This window comes from Pseudomonas sp. URMO17WK12:I9 (assembly GCF_900230165.1).
GTDB classification, from domain to species: Bacteria; Pseudomonadota; Gammaproteobacteria; order Pseudomonadales; family Pseudomonadaceae; genus Aquipseudomonas; species Aquipseudomonas fulva.
Map to the genome: position 1 here is coordinate 91,377 of NZ_OCMQ01000002.1, position 16,621 is coordinate 107,997.

General features: G+C 63.3%; 12 protein-coding genes. 3 read left to right on the forward strand and 9 right to left on the reverse strand.

The features are described from left to right. Positions 1-17: 17 nt before the first annotated feature. Positions 18-470, reverse strand: a complete 453-nt coding sequence (locus tag CRP40_RS05065; RefSeq protein ID WP_027913591.1) for a response regulator — start codon at positions 468-470, stop codon at positions 18-20. Between the two features lie 209 nt (positions 471-679). On the opposite strand from CRP40_RS05065, the gene CRP40_RS05070 reads away from it, so the two are divergent. The 3 genes from CRP40_RS05070 to CRP40_RS05080 all read left to right on the forward strand — a co-directional run bounded on the left by CRP40_RS05070 (position 680) and on the right by CRP40_RS05080 (position 6,231). Next, positions 680-2,617, forward strand: coding sequence for a putative nucleotidyltransferase substrate binding domain-containing protein (locus tag CRP40_RS05070; RefSeq protein WP_027913590.1), 1,938 nt, complete (start codon positions 680-682; stop codon positions 2,615-2,617). Continuing rightward, on the forward strand, positions 2,614-3,324 hold the full coding sequence (locus tag CRP40_RS05075; protein WP_027913589.1) for a 3'-5' exonuclease: 711 nt from the start codon (positions 2,614-2,616) through the stop codon (positions 3,322-3,324). The genes CRP40_RS05070 and CRP40_RS05075 overlap by 4 nt, the downstream gene beginning before the upstream one ends. A 108-nt stretch (positions 3,325-3,432) precedes the next feature. Further along, a complete protein-coding gene (locus CRP40_RS05080; protein WP_027913588.1) occupies positions 3,433-6,231 on the forward strand; it encodes a DUF6543 domain-containing protein in 2,799 nt (932 codons plus the stop codon). Here CRP40_RS05080 and CRP40_RS05085 read toward each other — a convergent pair. The 8 genes from CRP40_RS05085 to glnE form a co-directional block, all read right to left on the reverse strand. Next, positions 6,204-7,646 (reverse strand): lipopolysaccharide kinase InaA family protein, encoded by a 1,443-nt coding sequence (locus tag CRP40_RS05085; RefSeq protein ID WP_027913587.1) that lies wholly within the window; start codon positions 7,644-7,646, stop codon positions 6,204-6,206. The two genes, CRP40_RS05080 and CRP40_RS05085, sit on opposite strands and share 28 nt — an antisense overlap. Beyond that, the gene (locus CRP40_RS05090) at positions 7,646-8,398 is read right to left on the reverse strand and encodes a lipopolysaccharide kinase InaA family protein (RefSeq protein WP_027913586.1); all 753 of its coding nucleotides are present in this window, start codon (positions 8,396-8,398) and stop codon (positions 7,646-7,648) included. Before CRP40_RS05090 ends, CRP40_RS05085 begins: the two co-directional genes overlap by 1 nt. After that, complete coding sequence (locus CRP40_RS05095; protein ID WP_027913585.1) at positions 8,395-9,129, reverse strand: lipopolysaccharide kinase InaA family protein; 735 nt, start codon at positions 9,127-9,129, stop codon at positions 8,395-8,397. The genes CRP40_RS05090 and CRP40_RS05095 overlap by 4 nt, the downstream gene beginning before the upstream one ends. Further along, the gene (rfaP, locus tag CRP40_RS05100; protein ID WP_027913584.1) at positions 9,129-9,935 is read right to left on the reverse strand and encodes a lipopolysaccharide core heptose(I) kinase RfaP; all 807 of its coding nucleotides are present in this window, start codon (positions 9,933-9,935) and stop codon (positions 9,129-9,131) included. The genes CRP40_RS05095 and rfaP overlap by 1 nt, the downstream gene beginning before the upstream one ends. Then, positions 9,932-11,056, reverse strand: a complete 1,125-nt coding sequence (locus tag CRP40_RS05105) for a glycosyltransferase family 4 protein (RefSeq protein ID WP_027913583.1) — start codon at positions 11,054-11,056, stop codon at positions 9,932-9,934. The genes rfaP and CRP40_RS05105 overlap by 4 nt, the downstream gene beginning before the upstream one ends. Then, a complete protein-coding gene (gene waaC / locus CRP40_RS05110; RefSeq protein WP_027913582.1) occupies positions 11,056-12,114 on the reverse strand; it encodes a lipopolysaccharide heptosyltransferase I in 1,059 nt (352 codons plus the stop codon). The genes CRP40_RS05105 and waaC overlap by 1 nt, the downstream gene beginning before the upstream one ends. After that, positions 12,115-13,164 carry a lipopolysaccharide heptosyltransferase II gene (waaF, locus tag CRP40_RS05115; protein ID WP_027913581.1) on the reverse strand — a complete coding sequence of 350 codons (1,050 nt, stop codon included), beginning with the start codon at positions 13,162-13,164 and terminating at the stop codon, positions 12,115-12,117. Between the two features lie 155 nt (positions 13,165-13,319). After that, entirely contained in the window at positions 13,320-16,253 is a 2,934-nt protein-coding gene (gene glnE / locus CRP40_RS05120) for a bifunctional [glutamate--ammonia ligase]-adenylyl-L-tyrosine phosphorylase/[glutamate--ammonia-ligase] adenylyltransferase (protein WP_027913580.1), read from the reverse strand. Positions 16,254-16,621 lie beyond the last annotated feature (368 nt).

Sequence of the window (16,621 nt, forward strand, 5' to 3'; positions counted from 1 at the left end):
CGGGCCCCGCTTGCACATCAGGCCAGCTTCAATTCGCGCTTCACCAGTTCGAGCAGTTTCGCCAGGTCGACGGGCTTCAACAGAAAGTCCACAACCCCCAGGTGCATGACATCAACGGCCTCTTTCACATCGGTATCGCCTGATACCACGATGATCGAAAGCGCAGCCCGGTCCGCTTCCTGCATCTCGCGCACCTTGTGGATAAGGTACAGCCCATCCTCGGGCTGCATCCGCAGGTCGGTGATCATCAGCGCGATGCGAGGCTCCCAATGGAGCTTGAACAGCGCCTCCTGGGCGCCATCGGCCGTCATGCCGTCGATACCCTTGCTTTTGAGATACAACATCAAGGCTTCGCTGTTGACCGGATTATCGTCGACCACGAGCACTACCGGCCGGGCAGGCGGCGGCGCACTCACAGCAGCGAGTGCCGCACGCTCTGCGTCGCTCAAGATATCGGTGTGCTCGGACATGGTCGTCTCGTATCCATTCGCTCTACTGGTAAGACCGCAGATTCTCCGACACCCAATTTACCTTTCGTCGGATTATTGACGTGTTCGTGCCCTAGACTTACGTCCAATGGGCACCACGCCCTCTGCAGGCCGACCATGAATGCCGAAAACAACAAAGCCGACCCTATAGATAGATATATATAGTTCGGCGTAGCGATACGGTCAGGTCGATGAGCAAAAAAGACGCCTACCAGCAAGCGGGTAGAACGGCAGTGCTGCAAAACATCCAGGGCACCCTGCAATTCCTGCAGCGCTTTGCGCCCTTCAACCAGATGGAGCAGAGCCATCTGGCCTACTTGGTCGAGCAGTGCCAGCTGCGCTTCTACGCCAGCGGCGAAAGCATCATCAAGCCAAGCGACGGGCCGGTCGAGCACTTCTACATCGTCAAGCAGGGCCGCGTCGTTGGTGAGCGGCAGCACCTGGTCAAACCCGGCGTCGAAACCACGTTCGAGATTACCCACGGCGAGTGTTTTCCACTGGCAGCCTTGCTCGGCGAGCGAGCCACGCGTACGGAGCACCTGGCCGGTGACGACACCTTCTGCCTGCAACTGAACAAGGCGGCATTCATCCGCGTCTTTTCCCTTTCCGAGGTGTTCCGCGATTTCGCCTTGCGAGGGGTCAGCAGTCTTCTGGATCAGGTCAACCAACAGGTCCGTCAACAGGCGGTGCAAACCCTGGGTACCCAGTATTCCCTCAATACACCGCTAGGCGAACTGGCCATGCGTCACCCCGTGGCCTGTGCCCCCGAGACACCGCTGCGCGAAGCCGTGCGGCTGATGCATGAGCAGCAGGTTGGCTCGATCGTGATCGTCGATGGGCAGCGCCAGCCGACGGGCATTTTCACCTTGCGCGATCTGCGCCAGGTGGTTGCCGCAGCCGATGCCGATCTGGGTGCACCCATTGCACGGCACATGACCGCCGCACCGTTCTACCTGAGCCCCCAGGCGAGTGCCTTCGATGCGGCCATGGCGATGACCGAGCGGCATATCGCGCACGTGTGCCTGGTGGAGAGCGGGCGGTTGTGTGGGGTGGTGTCCGAGCGCGATCTGTTTTCCCTGCAGCGGGTGGACCTTGTGCACCTGGCGCGTACCATTCGTCATGCGCCGCGCCTGGACACGCTTGTTTCCCTGCGAGGCGAAATCAGTCAGTTGGTCGAGCGCATGCTCGCCCACGGTGCCTCCTCTACGCAGATCACCCAGATCATCACCTTGCTCAACGACCACACGGTATGCCGGGTCATCGAACTGGCGCTGGCAGAACGTGGCGATCCGGGGGTGCCGTTCAGTTGGCTCTGTTTTGGCAGTGAAGGGCGGCGCGAGCAGACCCTGCACACCGACCAGGATAACGGTATCCTCTTCGACGCAGCCGATGACACCGAAGCGCAGGCCATCCGGGCGCGGCTGCTACCGTTGGCGCAGTACATCAACCAATGCCTGGCGCAGTGCGGTTTTACCCTGTGCAAGGGCAATGTCATGGCCGGCAACCCTGCGCTATGCCTGTCCCACAGTGAGTGGTCACGGCGCTTTGCCGGCTTCGTGCGTGACGCAAGCCCGGAGAACCTCCTGGGCTCGAGCATCTACTTCGACCTGCGAGTAGTCTGGGGCGACGAACACACGTGCGAGGCGTTGCGCAGCACATTGCTGACGCAGATAGCCGACAACCGTATCTTCCAACGCATGCTGGCTGACAACGCCCTGCGCCAACGCCCGCCTGTGGGGCGTCTGCGCGACTTCGTGCTGACGCGCCAGGGCACTGACAAGGCTGGCACCCTGGACCTCAAGGTTCAGGGCCTGACGCCCTTCGTCGATGGCGCACGTGTGCTGGCGCTGGCCCATGGGATCGGTGCTTGCAATACCCTGGAGCGCATCCGCCAACTGGTGGTCAAGGGTGTGATCGATCCCCTGGACGGCGCCGCCTACGAAGAGGCGTACCATTTCATCCAGCAGACCCGCATGCAGCAACATCAACGCCAGGCACGCGACAACCTGGCCTACTCCAACCGCCTGGACCCAGACAGCCTCAACCACTTGGACCGGCGCATCCTGCGCGAGTCGTTGCGCCAGGCTCAGCGGTTGCAAAGCAGCCTGGCCATGAGGTACCAGCTGTGAGCTTCTTCGCATGGCTGCGCCCCCAAGCTCCGCAACTGGCGCTTTCGCAGCGCGAACGCCTGGCGGCCTTGCCCCTACCCACCGCGCTTGGCACCTGCACCCTGCGCGAGCAGCGCTGGGTGGTACTTGACCTGGAAACCAGTGGCCTGAACACCAACCGCGATCAAGTCCTGTCCATAGGCGCAGTGGCCATCGAGGACGGGGCAGTGGACTTCTCGCAGCAGTTCGAGCGGACCCTGTACCGACCTGAGCAGAAGACCAACCCCAGCGTCCTGATACACGGCCTGGGCCCAAGCGCCCTGGCAGCGGGCTGCGACCCAGGGCACGCACTGCTTGACCTGCTCGAGTTCATTGGCACCAGCCCGGTGCTGGCTTTCCATGCGCCGTTCGATGAGCGCATGCTGGCACGGGCCCTCCGACAGAGCCTGGGTCATCGTCTGCAAATACCCTTCCTCGATGTGGCCGAGCTGGCACCCATGCTCAATCCCGACACGGTGTTGCGAGAAGCCGGTCTCGATGACTGGGTAGCGCGTTTCGAGCTGCAGGTACAAGCGCGTCATCACGCCAGCGCCGACGCACAGGTGACCGCAGAGCTGGCGTTGATTCTGTTGAGCCAGGCGCGCCGCCAGCACATCCAGAGCCCGGCGCAACTTGAGCAATGCCTGCAGAACTGGCGACGTCGGATGGCCCAGCGCCACGGCCTATAGGCAACGGGTCAGGCAGCCGGCCCTTACTACGTGATGGCGGTAGCGGGCTAGCACGCATGCCCCTGCCATATCGCCCAGGCTCGCGATCTCTCTAAAGGAGTTCGCACCATGTCATCCGTCTCACCCTTGCAACATTTCGAGTCATTCGACGCTGAAATCACTGCCCTACTGGCTCCCCTGCCCTTACCAGACCTGCAGCTTTCACCGCTGGCGGGCCGGCAACAATTCTTCGGCGCGCTGGCAGACTACTGGAACCTGCCGGACGAAGCAGGCAGCAACCGCCGTGCTCGGCTCATTGCGCTTCGGCGACAACAGCTTCAGGCCGAAATGGACCTGCGCATCGCTGACGCAACACTGGAGCCTCCGGCAGCATCGCTATTACAGATGTGCCTTGACCAACCCATGTCCTGGACTCGCCAGGGCATCGAAGCGTCCAAGCGCCCACAGCTCTATCGGCTGCTGCTCGATTGCTCAAGACCCAACTGGCGGGCCTACTTGCCCGGCGCCATACTGCTTGTACAAGGCAGTATCGAGGGACAGATGATGACGGGCGATGCGGCCGGCGGCCCAGCCTTGTTATGCAGCCTCTCCCACGGCATCGAAGCGTTCGCCGATGTCCAGAGCCTGCACCTTGAGCTGTGCGAGCGGCTGGATGATCCCCTGCAAAGTCAGCCGATGCTCAAGCTACTGGCGCCTGGTGATGCCGACCGCGCCCATAACGCACAACGACTGCGTTACGACTGGCTACCCGACGATCTAGTGGAAGTCCAGATTCAGGCCTTGATCGATGCCCAGCGGGCGCGATTGAACGCGGTATGGGGCAGCCAACCCGTGGATCAAACTGGGTTCGCCGAACGCCTGGCAACGGCCGCAGACCTGCTGCCTTGGGTGACCAGCAAGGCAGCGCTGCCGACGCGTTATGGCCTGCTGCTTGAAAAGCACGCTCCTGCCTGGCTCAAGAAGACCTCTACCCAAGGGCTCACGCATATCATGCAGACGATGCAGGAGCTGATCGTGGCCATCGATCAGGCCGCAGCGTCGGGCATTCCTACGCTTGAACAGTTCACCGAACGCAACAGCCTGCTGCAGTGGACCCGCGCCCGCCTCAGCGAGCGATTGAGACTGGACCACCAACTCGATCTGGCACCCGAACAGATCTTCATCAGCGTCACCATTGCCCGTCAGACCGGCCCGGTGATGCCTCCAGCTCAGCCCAGCAGCTATATACCCATCGCTAGCCGGCCGCAGACAGGGGACACCGTGGAGTTGGTCAGGCAAACCTACAGTCTGGATCAGTTGGCGTTGGTGAATGTGGGCTTGCTGGACCTGGACTACTGGCTGACCGCTCGAGTCCACCATAAGGACGAGACAAACATTCAAGGCTTGTCCCCTGCGCAGGCTCGGCAGATGGTCCGTGAGCTCAATGTCGGCGACAGCTATTCACGCTTTCTACGCAGCCACCTGATCGATCTGGAGCAAGGCCAGTGGCGACGGGATGCACATGCGCGAATCAACTGTGCTCGCATGCGGGCTGAAGCCGCCAAAGCCCGCTATGCCGGCCACTTCATGCCCGACCCGCTTGAGCAGGGCTATCGCTGGAGCAGGACCGTGCTCAACTACCCCGACAGCGACTGGCGCCCCCTGGTGCAAGAGAACCGCCTGAGTGTACGGCAGTTGCTGATTGCCGGGCACACCGTACAGGGGGTACTGCTGATCACGCCTGAAACACCGCAAATGCAGCGCTTTCTGGTGTATGCGCCAGATGCACCGGATCGCAGGCCTTGGCGCGAATACGCCAATGCGCGTGCGCTGATCCGATCGCTCCGCGCCAACCCGGATCTACGCACCTACGTGATGGACCGCATACCCTTGGCCCGGCGCAAAACCATCGAGCGCTTGCTGACCAAGGGCGGGCTCGCTCAGCGTCTGAGTCGCCCGGTCATCTCCGGCAATTTTTTGCACGCCTGTTATCTGGCAGAGGTCCGCGCGCTCATGTCGACGGTCGATGCCAGCACTAACACCAAACTGGAGCTGCTGGGCGAGGCCAGCCTGCATGCGTTGTGGATAATACTCGACTTGCTCAGCTTCGTGATTCCGGTACGTGGCCTGGCGCCGTTGGCATTCGCCCGCGCGGTGCTGAGCGTGCTGGACAGCCTTGAAGCGCTGGAAAAGAAAGATCGGGTAGGCGTGCTCAAGCATATGGTGGAGGCTTTTACCCACATGAGCGACGGGGTCAACAGCATCGGCGGCACGACAGTGATCAGGCGCGCCATTCGCGCCATGCCTCCCAACCCACCCTTGATGCTACCGCCTACCTTCCAGGTACGTCCGGACACCGCCAAGTTGCGTTACCGAATCGACGGCATCCATAGCGAAGGCGTGTATGAAAAGCCATCCGAACGTGCGGGACTGGCCCTCTACTACATCCAGGACAAGCAAGGCCGGTACTATCAGGTGGCGTTCGACGGTTATCGCTGGCGTGCCATAGACCCCAGGAAAACCGATGCCTACAGCAAGGTGGCGGTCAGACGGAACGCTGAAGGTGAATGGATCGTCGACTCACCCGTGCTGTGGCACGACGGCCTGCCAGACCTCAACGCATTGCTGGAGCTCTGTCAGCTTCCCGCGCCCCCAGACGGGATCCCACTGGAAGGGGCGAAGGAACTGTACGAAAGCGACGGCCAACCTTACTTGCTTGCCGGTGGCCATGCCTTGCCCGTGCGTGCCCACCTGCTGGCGGATCACTACCATCTGCTGATACCCGGACAGCCCGCTGCGACCACCACCGCATGGGCAATCCTGCGCTGGCACGACGGTCAATGGCGTATACGCGTGCGCCAACCGGGGGGAAGCAGCGACTGGCTGGCACTGCCTGCCGCTTATGCCGTCACTGTAGGCAGCACCTGATCCAGCCGTTGGTACAAGGCACTCTCAGCCGGCCAGTTGCGAAGTAGCCTCGCCCGGTCCCGAGCGAAAGCCGGCGCGAAGCTGCCCTGGCTACCGTGCTGGCACATGGCGTCCAGGTCGATCAGCGACCACCGGCCCCGCTCCCAGAACAGGTTGTGCCCCTTGAAGTCACCGTGGCTGATGCGCTCGCCGATCAGCTGTTGCATGAGCTGCACCAAGGCCTCCACCTGTTCGGCCGGCGCATCGCCCTGCTCGACGAAGGGGGCAAAGCATTCGATGAGGTCGGGGCCGTCGATGTAGTCGGTCACCAGGTAGGCGCGCGTGCGCAAACCCAGTACTCGCTGCTCCAGCACCGCCAGCGGGCGCGGGGTAGCGATGTCGAGAAACGACAGGCGATGCCCTTCGATCCACGAGTGCCAGGCCCTGCTCGGTCGCCAGAAGCGCTTGAGCCAGTGGAGGGTGTTCTTGATGTTGTAGCGTTTGATGACCCGCTTGCGGCCATCCACCTCGACCCGTGCCACGCTGGCTGCGCCGCCAGTCTTGTACAGGTGCCCACGGTCGATCAGCTCATCCGCCTGCTCAAGCACCGGCAACAGGGCCTGGGCCTCGCTACGGACCACAGCCCGCAGGCTCGTCAGGCTGCGCTCCACACTGAACAGGCTGCAATCGCGGCCGGCCTTGTTCAGGAAGTCGCGTTGGCGCCAGACGCGGATCTTGTCTATGTGCTTCTGCAACGCCTCCATCGGCAATGCATGCTCGGCATTGGCCAGCAGGTAATGCACCAGCAGCTCCTCGGTGTACGGTTCCAGGCGCTTGGGTAGCTGCGCGAAGAACACACCAAGGTTTTCCAGCACGCGAGGGCGAGAAAGCTGCTGGCCTGGCGTTTCAGCCTTGATACCGGCCCCATCGATCAGGTACAGCTTGCCTGCATGACGCAGCAGGTTGTCCAAGTGCAGGTCCTCCTGCCACAGCCCCTGCTTGTGCATCTGCGCCACAGCCGCCAGGGCCTCGCCCAGCACCTGCTGCTGCTCGTCGGCGAGCACAGGCAGGTGCTCGACCGCCGCCCAGGCATCGGCCAGGCTTTGCGCGCCATCGAGGTACTCGAACAACAGCCAGCCGCCCTCACCCTCCACCAGGCCATCGGCGAGCAGCACCGGCGTAGTCAGCCCCTGCGCGGCGAGCAGCTTCACGCCTTGCAGCTCACGCTGGAACTGGCGCGCGGCATTGCTGCCCACCAGCAATTTGGCCAGTACCGGCCTGCCACGCCATACCCCGGCCCCCACATAACGCTGGCCCGGCAGCACGCGCAGTAGACTGAGCAACTGCAGCTCGGCGCTACCGGCGGCATCGGCGAGGTTGATGGCAAGCGGCAGCGATGGGCTGCGTCCTGTGTCCTTCAGCTCGGAAAGCTGCATCAGCGAGCCTCCTTGTGATGACGGCGTTGTACCAGGCGGTTGACCCAGGTTTGGACCAGCGTGCTGTCGATGGGTTGTGCGAGGTAGGCTGCCAGCAATGTGCGTATCTCGCCGTCGCTCCATACCGGTGCCCGGCGCAGCAAGGGCTCGAGGTCCTTGAGGCGGTCGCGCATGCCGAAGAGCAAGGGCCGGGTCTTCTCCAGGTCGATCAACTGCGCCTCCCAGCCTTCTTTGCGCTTACGCAGGAAGATGTGCTTGGGGTAGAAGCAACCATGTACCTGCCCAGCACCGTGCAGCGTGCGCGCCAACTGGCCGCAGGCCTGGAGCATGCCATCGCGTACCGATGCATCGAGTTCGGACCATTGCAGCAACTGGCTGTCGAGGTCGCGCCAGTCGTCCAGCGCGCGGGTCATCAACAGTGCCCGGTGCTTGCCACCTTGCTTGCGCTCACCGTAGAACACTGCCTCCAATGCAGGAATGTGCAGCTTCTGGTAGCGAACGATATTGCGAAATTCGCGAGCGAAGGTCGGCTCGCCAAAGGGCTTGTGCAGGCTACGGGTAAGGTAGTCGCTCTGGCGCTTGAGGTAATACCCTTTGCCCTCGAGTTCCAGGCGGTACACGCTGCTCCAGCCGCCGCGGCCGGTATTGGGCTCGTCCACCGCGTCGAGTTCGAGCGCCCACAGCGCCTCGAAGTCGTCCAGGCCATGGCGCTGGAGCAACGCACGGTCTGCGCTGGCCATATAGTCGGTCATTCCCTTCCCTCGAAAAAGCCCAGTACCTGACGAATGCGCTTCTTGTCACGGGCATTGAGCCGGTCGCGGCCTCGGTACTGCAAGTAAAAGCGCAGGCGCTGGGTTGCCGAAAGGTGGTACTTGGCGACCTTGTCCAGGCAGGCCAGGTCCTTGATCAGGCGATGGCGCCACATGAACCCACGCCAGAAGTCACCCGTGGGGCAATCGATGAAGAACAGCGTCCCTTGGTCATCAACCAGCAGGTTGCGCCACTTCAAATCGTTATGGGCGAAGCGATGCTCGTGCATGACCCGGGTGTGGCGTGCCAGCTGGCGGCTGATGTGGTCCACCCAGGCGCGATCGGCCAGGCGGGCATCGTTGCGGTCGGCCAGTGCCGAGAGGTCCTCGGTGTTGGGCAGCTCGCGGGTGATCATTGCGCCACGGCCGAACGCCAGGCCATTGCGTTCGAGCCCCCAGGCGACCACATCGGCCGTGGGGATGCCCCACTTGGCGAACTGCTTGAGGTTCTGCCATTCAGCCTTGATACGTGGGCGACCCAGGTAGCGGCGCATGTGCTTGCCAGCACCGGTGTAGCGCTTGACGTAATAGTTGACGCCTTCACGCTCGACACGCACCACTTCGCTGAGCGGATCCCGGGTCAGGCGTTCGCCCTGAAGGGCGAATACCGCCTCGAGGCTGCCGAAATCATTCGCCAGGTGCGCGTAACCTGGCGCCAGTGTCCAACTGGCCATCAGAGTGCATCCCCATAGCGTTGTTTACGGTCGTAGAGTTTCTGCGCCTTGCGCTCAAGCCAGGCGAGCAGTGCAGCTTCGTCCTTCATGACCTGACGCAGCGGGCGCTGGAAGTAGCTGCGCAGAAAACGCAGTTTGTCGCGTTGGGTCAGGCCAATGTCCAGGGCTGAGAAATACAGGGCAGCCAGGTCCTTGTTGCGCCAGCGGCGGCTGATGGCTGGGCGGGTCTGGGCGCGGTGCAGGTCGATCACCGACAACTTGAAATCATCGGCCGTCACGGGCCGGTCGGTGTGCAGCAGGAAGTGACAGATGTAGCAGTCCCGGTGGTTGACGCCGGCACGGTGCATGCCACCGGTCATCTCGGCCACGCGCGTGATCAGGGCACGTTTGAGGCGTGGCGCAGGCGGCTGCCTGATCCAGTCGATGCTGAAGTCTTCCAGGCTGACGGTCGGCGCCAGTTCCTCGGTGATGATGAACGAATGCTGAGTGGCCGGGTTGCCGCCCCGCTCACCGAAAGCCACGGCCGTCATGGTTGGCACGCCAACCTGGTGCAGGCGCTCGATGGCCTGCCACTCCTGGCCGGCGCCCAACACCGGCAACTTGGCCGTGAGCAGGTTCTTGAAGATCTCGCCCCAGCCAATGCCGCGGTGGATCTTCACGAAAAAGCCTTCGCCGGCGACCTCCGTACGCAGGGTGCGGCGCCCCTCGAGCTCCCGATAGACTTCGCCCTGCAGCGCTTCTACCGCCTCGAAGGCATCGCGCCCAGCCCAAAGCCGCTTGAAGGGCTCTGCCACGATCAATTTCATGCCCCCTCCTGCCCTAGGATTACATCGGCGGCACGCTGCGGCATGCTGTAAAGGTCGGCCGTGTCGGCAAATGCCAGGCCGTTGCGCGACCAATCGGCCCGCGCGGCGGGGTCATCGAGCATACGCTGCAGGTAGCGGTTAAGCTGCTCCTGCTCGAACGGCTCGTCCAGCACCAAACCGCAGTCGGCCTCGGCGATGTAGTGGGCATAGCCGCACACGTGCGAAACCAGCACCGGCAGGCCGGCGACCAGGGCTTCAAGCAGCACGGTGCCTGTGTTCTCGTTGTAAGCCGGGTGGATCAGCAGGTCGGCGCCCAGCAGGAAGCGTGGGATATCGCTGCGCCCCTTGAGAAACTGCACCTGGTCGCCCAGGCCCAGCGTCGCGCTCTGCAACTGGAAGACCTTAGGGTCGTCCTGGCCGATCACCAGCAACCGGGTGCGCTTGCGCAAGGGCGCGGGCAATGCCGCCAACGCCTTGAGGCTGCGGTCCACGCCCTTGGTCTTGAAACCGGAACCGATCTGCACGATCAGCAACGCATCCTCGGCCAGGTCGAACTCCTTGCGCAGGTCGGCGCGAATTTCAGCAGCGTTGGGCGGCGCCCGACGATCCTGGGAAATGCCCGGTGGCAGCAGGTGAAAACGCTCGACCGGGGTGCCGTAGTGCTTGATGAACAGCGGCTGCTGCACCTCGGAAATCATCAGGATCTGGGTGCCGGCATCCTTGGCGAACACCGCCCGCTCGTATTCGGCGAAATGCCGATAGCGGCCCCAGCGGCGGTACAGGTCGCTGCGCAGGTTCTGCGCCTTGTCCTCAAAGCAGCCGTCGGCGGCGTAGTACACATCCAGCCCTGGCATCTTGTTGAAACCGATGAGCCGGTCTACCGGGCGCTTGGCCAGGTCGGCCTGCATCCAGGCGGTGAGTTTCTCGTTGCGCCGGTGATTGAAGATCGCCTTGACCGGCGCCACCAGCACTTCGAAGCCCGGCGGAATGTCGCCCTCCCAGATCAGTGTGTAGACCCGGATCTGGTGGCCGCGCTGCTGGCACTCCAGGGCTATGCGCATGAAGTCGCGCTGCAGACCGCCAAAGGGGAAGTATTTGTAAAGTACGAAAGCCAGTTGCATCAACGGACATCCTCAGCCAGCAGCAGCGCGCTCAGGCGGCTCGCTACATGCTCGGGATTGAGGCGAGTGAAACACAATGGCCACTCGCGGTTCAGATCGTACCGGCGCAGGTCTTCGGCGCTCGGTTTGTAGGTGCACTTCTTCTGCAAGCAGGGTGCGCACGGCCAGTCACTGGCCTGGTGGATCTGGGTCCGTCCATAGGCGCCGGTCAGGCCCGGATTGGTAGGGCCGAACAGCGAAAGCGTCGGTACATCGAGGGCTGCCGCCAAATGGCCCAGGCCGGTATCGACGGCGACGCAGGCCTTTGCAGCGGCCAGCACACGTGCGACGCCGGCCAGGTTCAACTTGGGCAGTACCTGGCAATGGTTCAAGCCTTGGGCGATGCGCTCGGCCCGGGCCTTCTCGGCCGGGTTGCCCCAGGGCAGGCGCACTTCCAGCCTGCGCCGGCCCATGCGCTCGGCCAGCTCGCGCCAGTAGGCCTCGGGCCAGTGCTTGGTGGTCCAGGTGGTCCCGTGCAGGAAAACCACATAGGGCGCTGCCGGCGGCAACTGCAAGCGCTCAAGGTCCAGGCCGTAACGGCCGATGCCCTCGGGCAGGTCATAGGCCAGCGCCATGGCGAACAGCTGGCGCACGCGCTCGACGGCATGCTGGCCGACCGCAACCGACAGGCGTCGGTCGTAGAAGCGGCTGGCCCAGCCCTCACGGGCCGAATACCGGTCCAGGCCTGCGACCGGCGCCTTCACGTAGCGGGTCAGCCACGCCGACTTGACCAGGCCCTGGGCATCGATCACCAAGTCGTACTGGCGTTCGCCCAGGCGCTGCTTGAAGGCCTTCCACTCGCCGCTGCGAACGGTCTGCCAGAGGTGTTTGCGCCAGCGACGGATGGCCACCGGAATGACCTGATCGACCGCCGGATGCCAGCTGGGTATCTCGGCAAAGCCTTCCTCGACGACCCAGTCGAACCGGATGCCGGGTATGGCATGGGCTGCATCGGTGAGCGCTGGCAGCGTGTGGATCACATCGCCCAGCGAGGACGTCTTGATGATCAGTACCCGCACTTAGTCGACCTCGGTCAGCACGTCGATGATGTTCGCACCGCCCAGACGGGTCAGCGCGGCGATGACCTGACCGGGTTCGAGCAGACGCAGGCAGTTGTAGTGACCGAAGCGGCAGGTGCGATCGAAACAAGGGCTGCATTCGATGCCCAGGCGCACCACCTCGACCTGGCTGGCCAGCGGCGGCGTGAAGCCAGGCGATGTCGAGCCGTATACGGCGACCAGCGGGCGATTGAGCGCCGCCGCCACATGCATCAACCCGGAATCGTTGGAGACCACGGCGTCTGCGCAGGACATCAGGTCGATCGCCTCGGCCAGGGAGGTTTCACCGGCCAGGTTCACGGACTCTTCGCGCAGGCCAGGGATCAGCCGTTCGCGGATCTGCTCACCCACTGGGTGATCACTTTTCGAGCCGAACAGCCAGACCTGCCACCCCTGGCGGATCATGGCATCGGCCACGGCGGCGTAGTGCTCGGCCGGCCAGCGCTTGGCTTCGCCGAATTCAGCGCCTGGGCACAGCGCCAGCACCGGACGGTCCAGCTCCAGGCCGAACTTGGCCAGGGCCGCCTCACGGCTGTGTGGCTCGATCTGCAGGCTGGGCTGGGGGTAGGGCTTTGGCAGCTCGGCGCCCGGGGCATAGGCCAGGGCCATGAAGCGCTCGATCATCAGCGGATAACGCGCTTTGTCCAGCTTGCGGACATCGTTGAGCAAACCGAAACGCATTTCGCCACGCCAGCCGGTGCGCTTGGGGATACCGGCAAAGAACGGCACCAGCGCCGATTTCAGCGAATTGGGCAACAAGATGGCCTGGTCGTACTGACCACTGAGCGACTTGCCGAGGCGCCGCCGCGTGGCCAGCTCCAGCGCACCGTGGCCGAGCGGGAAGCTCAAGGCCTGGCGCACCTCGGGCATGCGCTCGAGGATTGGCCGGCTCCATTCGGGGGCCAGCACATCGATCACGCAGTCGGGGTGCTGCTGTTTCAGGCACTGGAACAAGGTCTGCGCCATCACCATGTCGCCGACCCAGCTGGGGCCAATGATCAGTATTCTCATGCTAGGTCCAGAAACGCTCGGGGAGGCGACAGGCTGCGATTCAGCCTGGCCTCCCCTCTTTATATTCAGGCTATGTGGCCGACAGTGTAACACCGGGGCTGCTTCACGCCCCAATCGCGGCGGATCGTCACCCTGACGAGCCGCCGCCACAGGGTTCAGCTCAGGCCGAGCTCGCTCCAGATACGCCGCACCTGGCGGCGCTCATCGACAAACTGCGCTGCATCGATCACCCCGGCCTGCTTCTGCAGCGCCTGGCGGTGAGAGGCAGCGCGAAACGCCTTGTATACCTCGCGCAGCAGCACCGCGTCGGCAGCAGGCATCAACCCCACTTGCTCCAGCTCTTCCAGAATGCGGATGTTATCGGTCCATCGAACCAGGGCCGTATGGTCATGGGACCAGGCCAAAGCGGCGTATTGCACCATAAATTCGATATCGACGATACCGCCCGCATCCTGCTTGATGTCAAAGGGCATACCCGGGTCGAAGGCGTTGGGTGCGGTGCCGGCCACAGTGGCCTTCGTGCCCAGGCTGGCGCGCATCTTGGCGCGCATTTCACTCACTTCGATACGCAGCTTCTCAAGGTCGCGCGGTTGCCCCAGCACCTGCGCCCGCACTTTCTCGAACGCCTGGCCAACCCGCGGGCAACCCACCAGCACGCGCGCGCGGACCAGTGCCTGGTGCTCCCAGGTCCAGGCCTCGCTTTGCTGGTAGCGCTCGAATGCGCCCAGCGAGCTGACCAACAAGCCCGCGGCACCCGAGGGCCGCAGACGCATGTCCACGTCATACAACTGGCCCGAGTTGGTCTGGGTGGTCAGCAGGTGAATGATGCGTTGCCCTAGCCGCGTGAAGAACTGCGCACTGTCGATGGGCTTGGCACCGTCGGTTTCGGCCTGAGGGTCGCCATCGTGGATGAACACCAGGTCCAGGTCCGACCCATGGCCCGTTTCAAGGCCACCGACCTTGCCATAGCCGATGATGACGAATCCCGGGTCGCAGGGGATGCCGTCACTGCCCATGGGTTGACCGTGGCGGGCAACGGTCTGGCGCCAGGCCAAGGCAAGCACTTGGTCGAGGATGGCCTCGGCCAGCCACGTCAGGTAGTCGCTGACTTTCATCAACGGCAGGTTGCCACTGATTTCCGAGGCCGCCACGCGCAAGCTGTGCGCCAGCTTGAAGTGACGCAACGCCTCCATTTGCTGCTCCAGATCATCCTCTGGAATGCGCGTGAGGCGCTCGCGCAATTCGCTGGCCAACTCCGGCGCCAGTGGCGGGCTGAACAGGCGGCCTTCATTGAGCAACTCATCGAGCAACAAGGGGTAGCGTGCGATCTGCTCGGCAATCCATGGGCTGGCGGCGCACAGGGTCAGCAGACGGCGCAGGGCACCGGGGTTCTCGGTGAGCAGGACCAAGTAGGCAGAGCGCCGGGCCACGGCTTCGACCAGCGGCAGTACCCGCTCGAGCACCAGGTCGGGGTTCTCGTGCTCGACCGCCTGGGCCAGCAATCGCGGGATGAAGGCATCCAGCCGCTCGCGCCCAAGGCGCTGCATCGAACGCAACTGCGGGCTGGCGCGCAGGGCCGCCAGGCGCCGCAAGGCCTCGCCTGGCAGCGTGAAGCCGGCCTCCTCCAGCTGACGGCCAGCAGCCTCTTCATCCTGGGCCTGCTCCCACAAGGGCGACCATTCACCGCCGACCACCAACTCGCCTTCGCTTTCCTCCTCATCGGGATCGGCGATGACCTGCCGGAAGTGCCAGTCGATGCGCTCACGCCACTGACCAAGTTGAGCCTCGAAGGCTTGCCAGTCGGCGTAGCCCAGCATGTAGGCGACTCGGGCCTGATCGGTTTCGTTTTCCGGCAACATTTGCGTCTGGCGGTCGGCGATAGCCTGGATGGCGTGCTCGGTGTAGCGCAGGAATGCATAACCCTCTCGCAGCTCGGTGACCACGGCAGGGGGCAGGTAGCCTTGGCCTTCCAGGGTAGCCAGCACCTTGAGCAAGGGCCGCTGCTGCAAGCTGAGGTCGCGGCCGCCGTGAATCAGCTGGAAGGCCTGGGCGATGAACTCCACTTCGCGAATGCCGCCTGCGCCCAGCTTGATGTTGTCCGCCATGCCCTTGCGCCGCACTTCCTGCTGGATCAGCTGCTTCATGGTGCGCAGGGCCTCGATGGCCGAGAAGTCCAGGTACCGTCGGTAGACGAACGGGCGCAACATTTCCTGCAGCTGGGCGCCGGCAGCCTGATCGCCTGCCACTACCCGGGCCTTGATCATGGCGTAGCGTTCCCAGTCGCGGCCTTGGTCCTGGTAATACTGCTCCAGCGCGTTGAAGCTGAGCACCAGCGCACCGGACGACCCGTACGGGCGCAGGCGCATGTCGACGCGAAACACGAAGCCATCGACCGTGACCGGGTCCAGGGCCTTGATCAGGCGCTGCCCCAGGCGGGTGAAGAACTCCTGGTTATCCAGCGAGCGTTTCACGCCTTCGGTTTCGCCGCCTTCGGGGAATGCGAAGATCAAGTCGATGTCCGAGGAAAGGTTCAGCTCCCCCGCACCCAGCTTGCCCATGCCCAGCACCACCATGTGTTGTGGCTGGCCGCTGCGGTTGCCGATCGGCGTGCCGAATTGCTGGCAGTGGCGTGGATACAGCCACTGGTAGGCCTCATCGATGGCGGCGTCGGCCAAGTCGGAGAGATCGCGGCAGGTCTCACCGAGATCGGCCTGGCGGGTGATGTCACGCCAGATGATGCGTACCTGCTGGCGGTTGCGTTCGCGACGCAGGTTACGGGCAAGCTCGTCCTCGCTTTGCGCCGCCTGGGCAACCTTGGCCACATGGCCGCGCAGCTCGCCCTGCCCGTAGCCCCGTTCCAGCTCGCCGCTGCCCATCAGGCCGAACAGCAGCCCCGGGTCACGTTGCACCTGGGCGAGCACGAAGTCACTGACCGCCGCCACCTGATCGAACTGCCGAGCATGCTGCTCGCTCCAGCTGCCCAGGTCCAGTTCCGGGTGTGCGGCCACCGCCTCGTGCAGAAACTGTTGGTTGCGCAGGGTCAGTGGTTGAAGAACGGCAGGCAGCTGGCAAGGCAAAGGCAGGCGCATGGGCTATCCTTGATCGGCGTGAAATGGATGAGGAAAGGCGGCCAAGGGAAAGCCGGACCACGGTTGGACTGTCATACAAAAGTTGGAAATAGCTGAAAAATTCGAATTCGTGGCATGGAACATCAACAGTTACCCGTTCGTGGAACATTGCCAACCAACATGAACGTTTTTCCTCACAAGCCAGGATGCGACCAAACGTCGCACAAATGTAGTTTTACTACTGTGCCTGTCGTGCAAAAGCATGAAATGCGAAAGCAAATGTAGTAAAACTACACGGCGCCGGACGAAGATCCCGGTAATCCAAGAATTCACGACGTCTGCCCATAAGGCCAGTCGCAATCTCAGGCAATCGATTCTGGTTGCCTTTC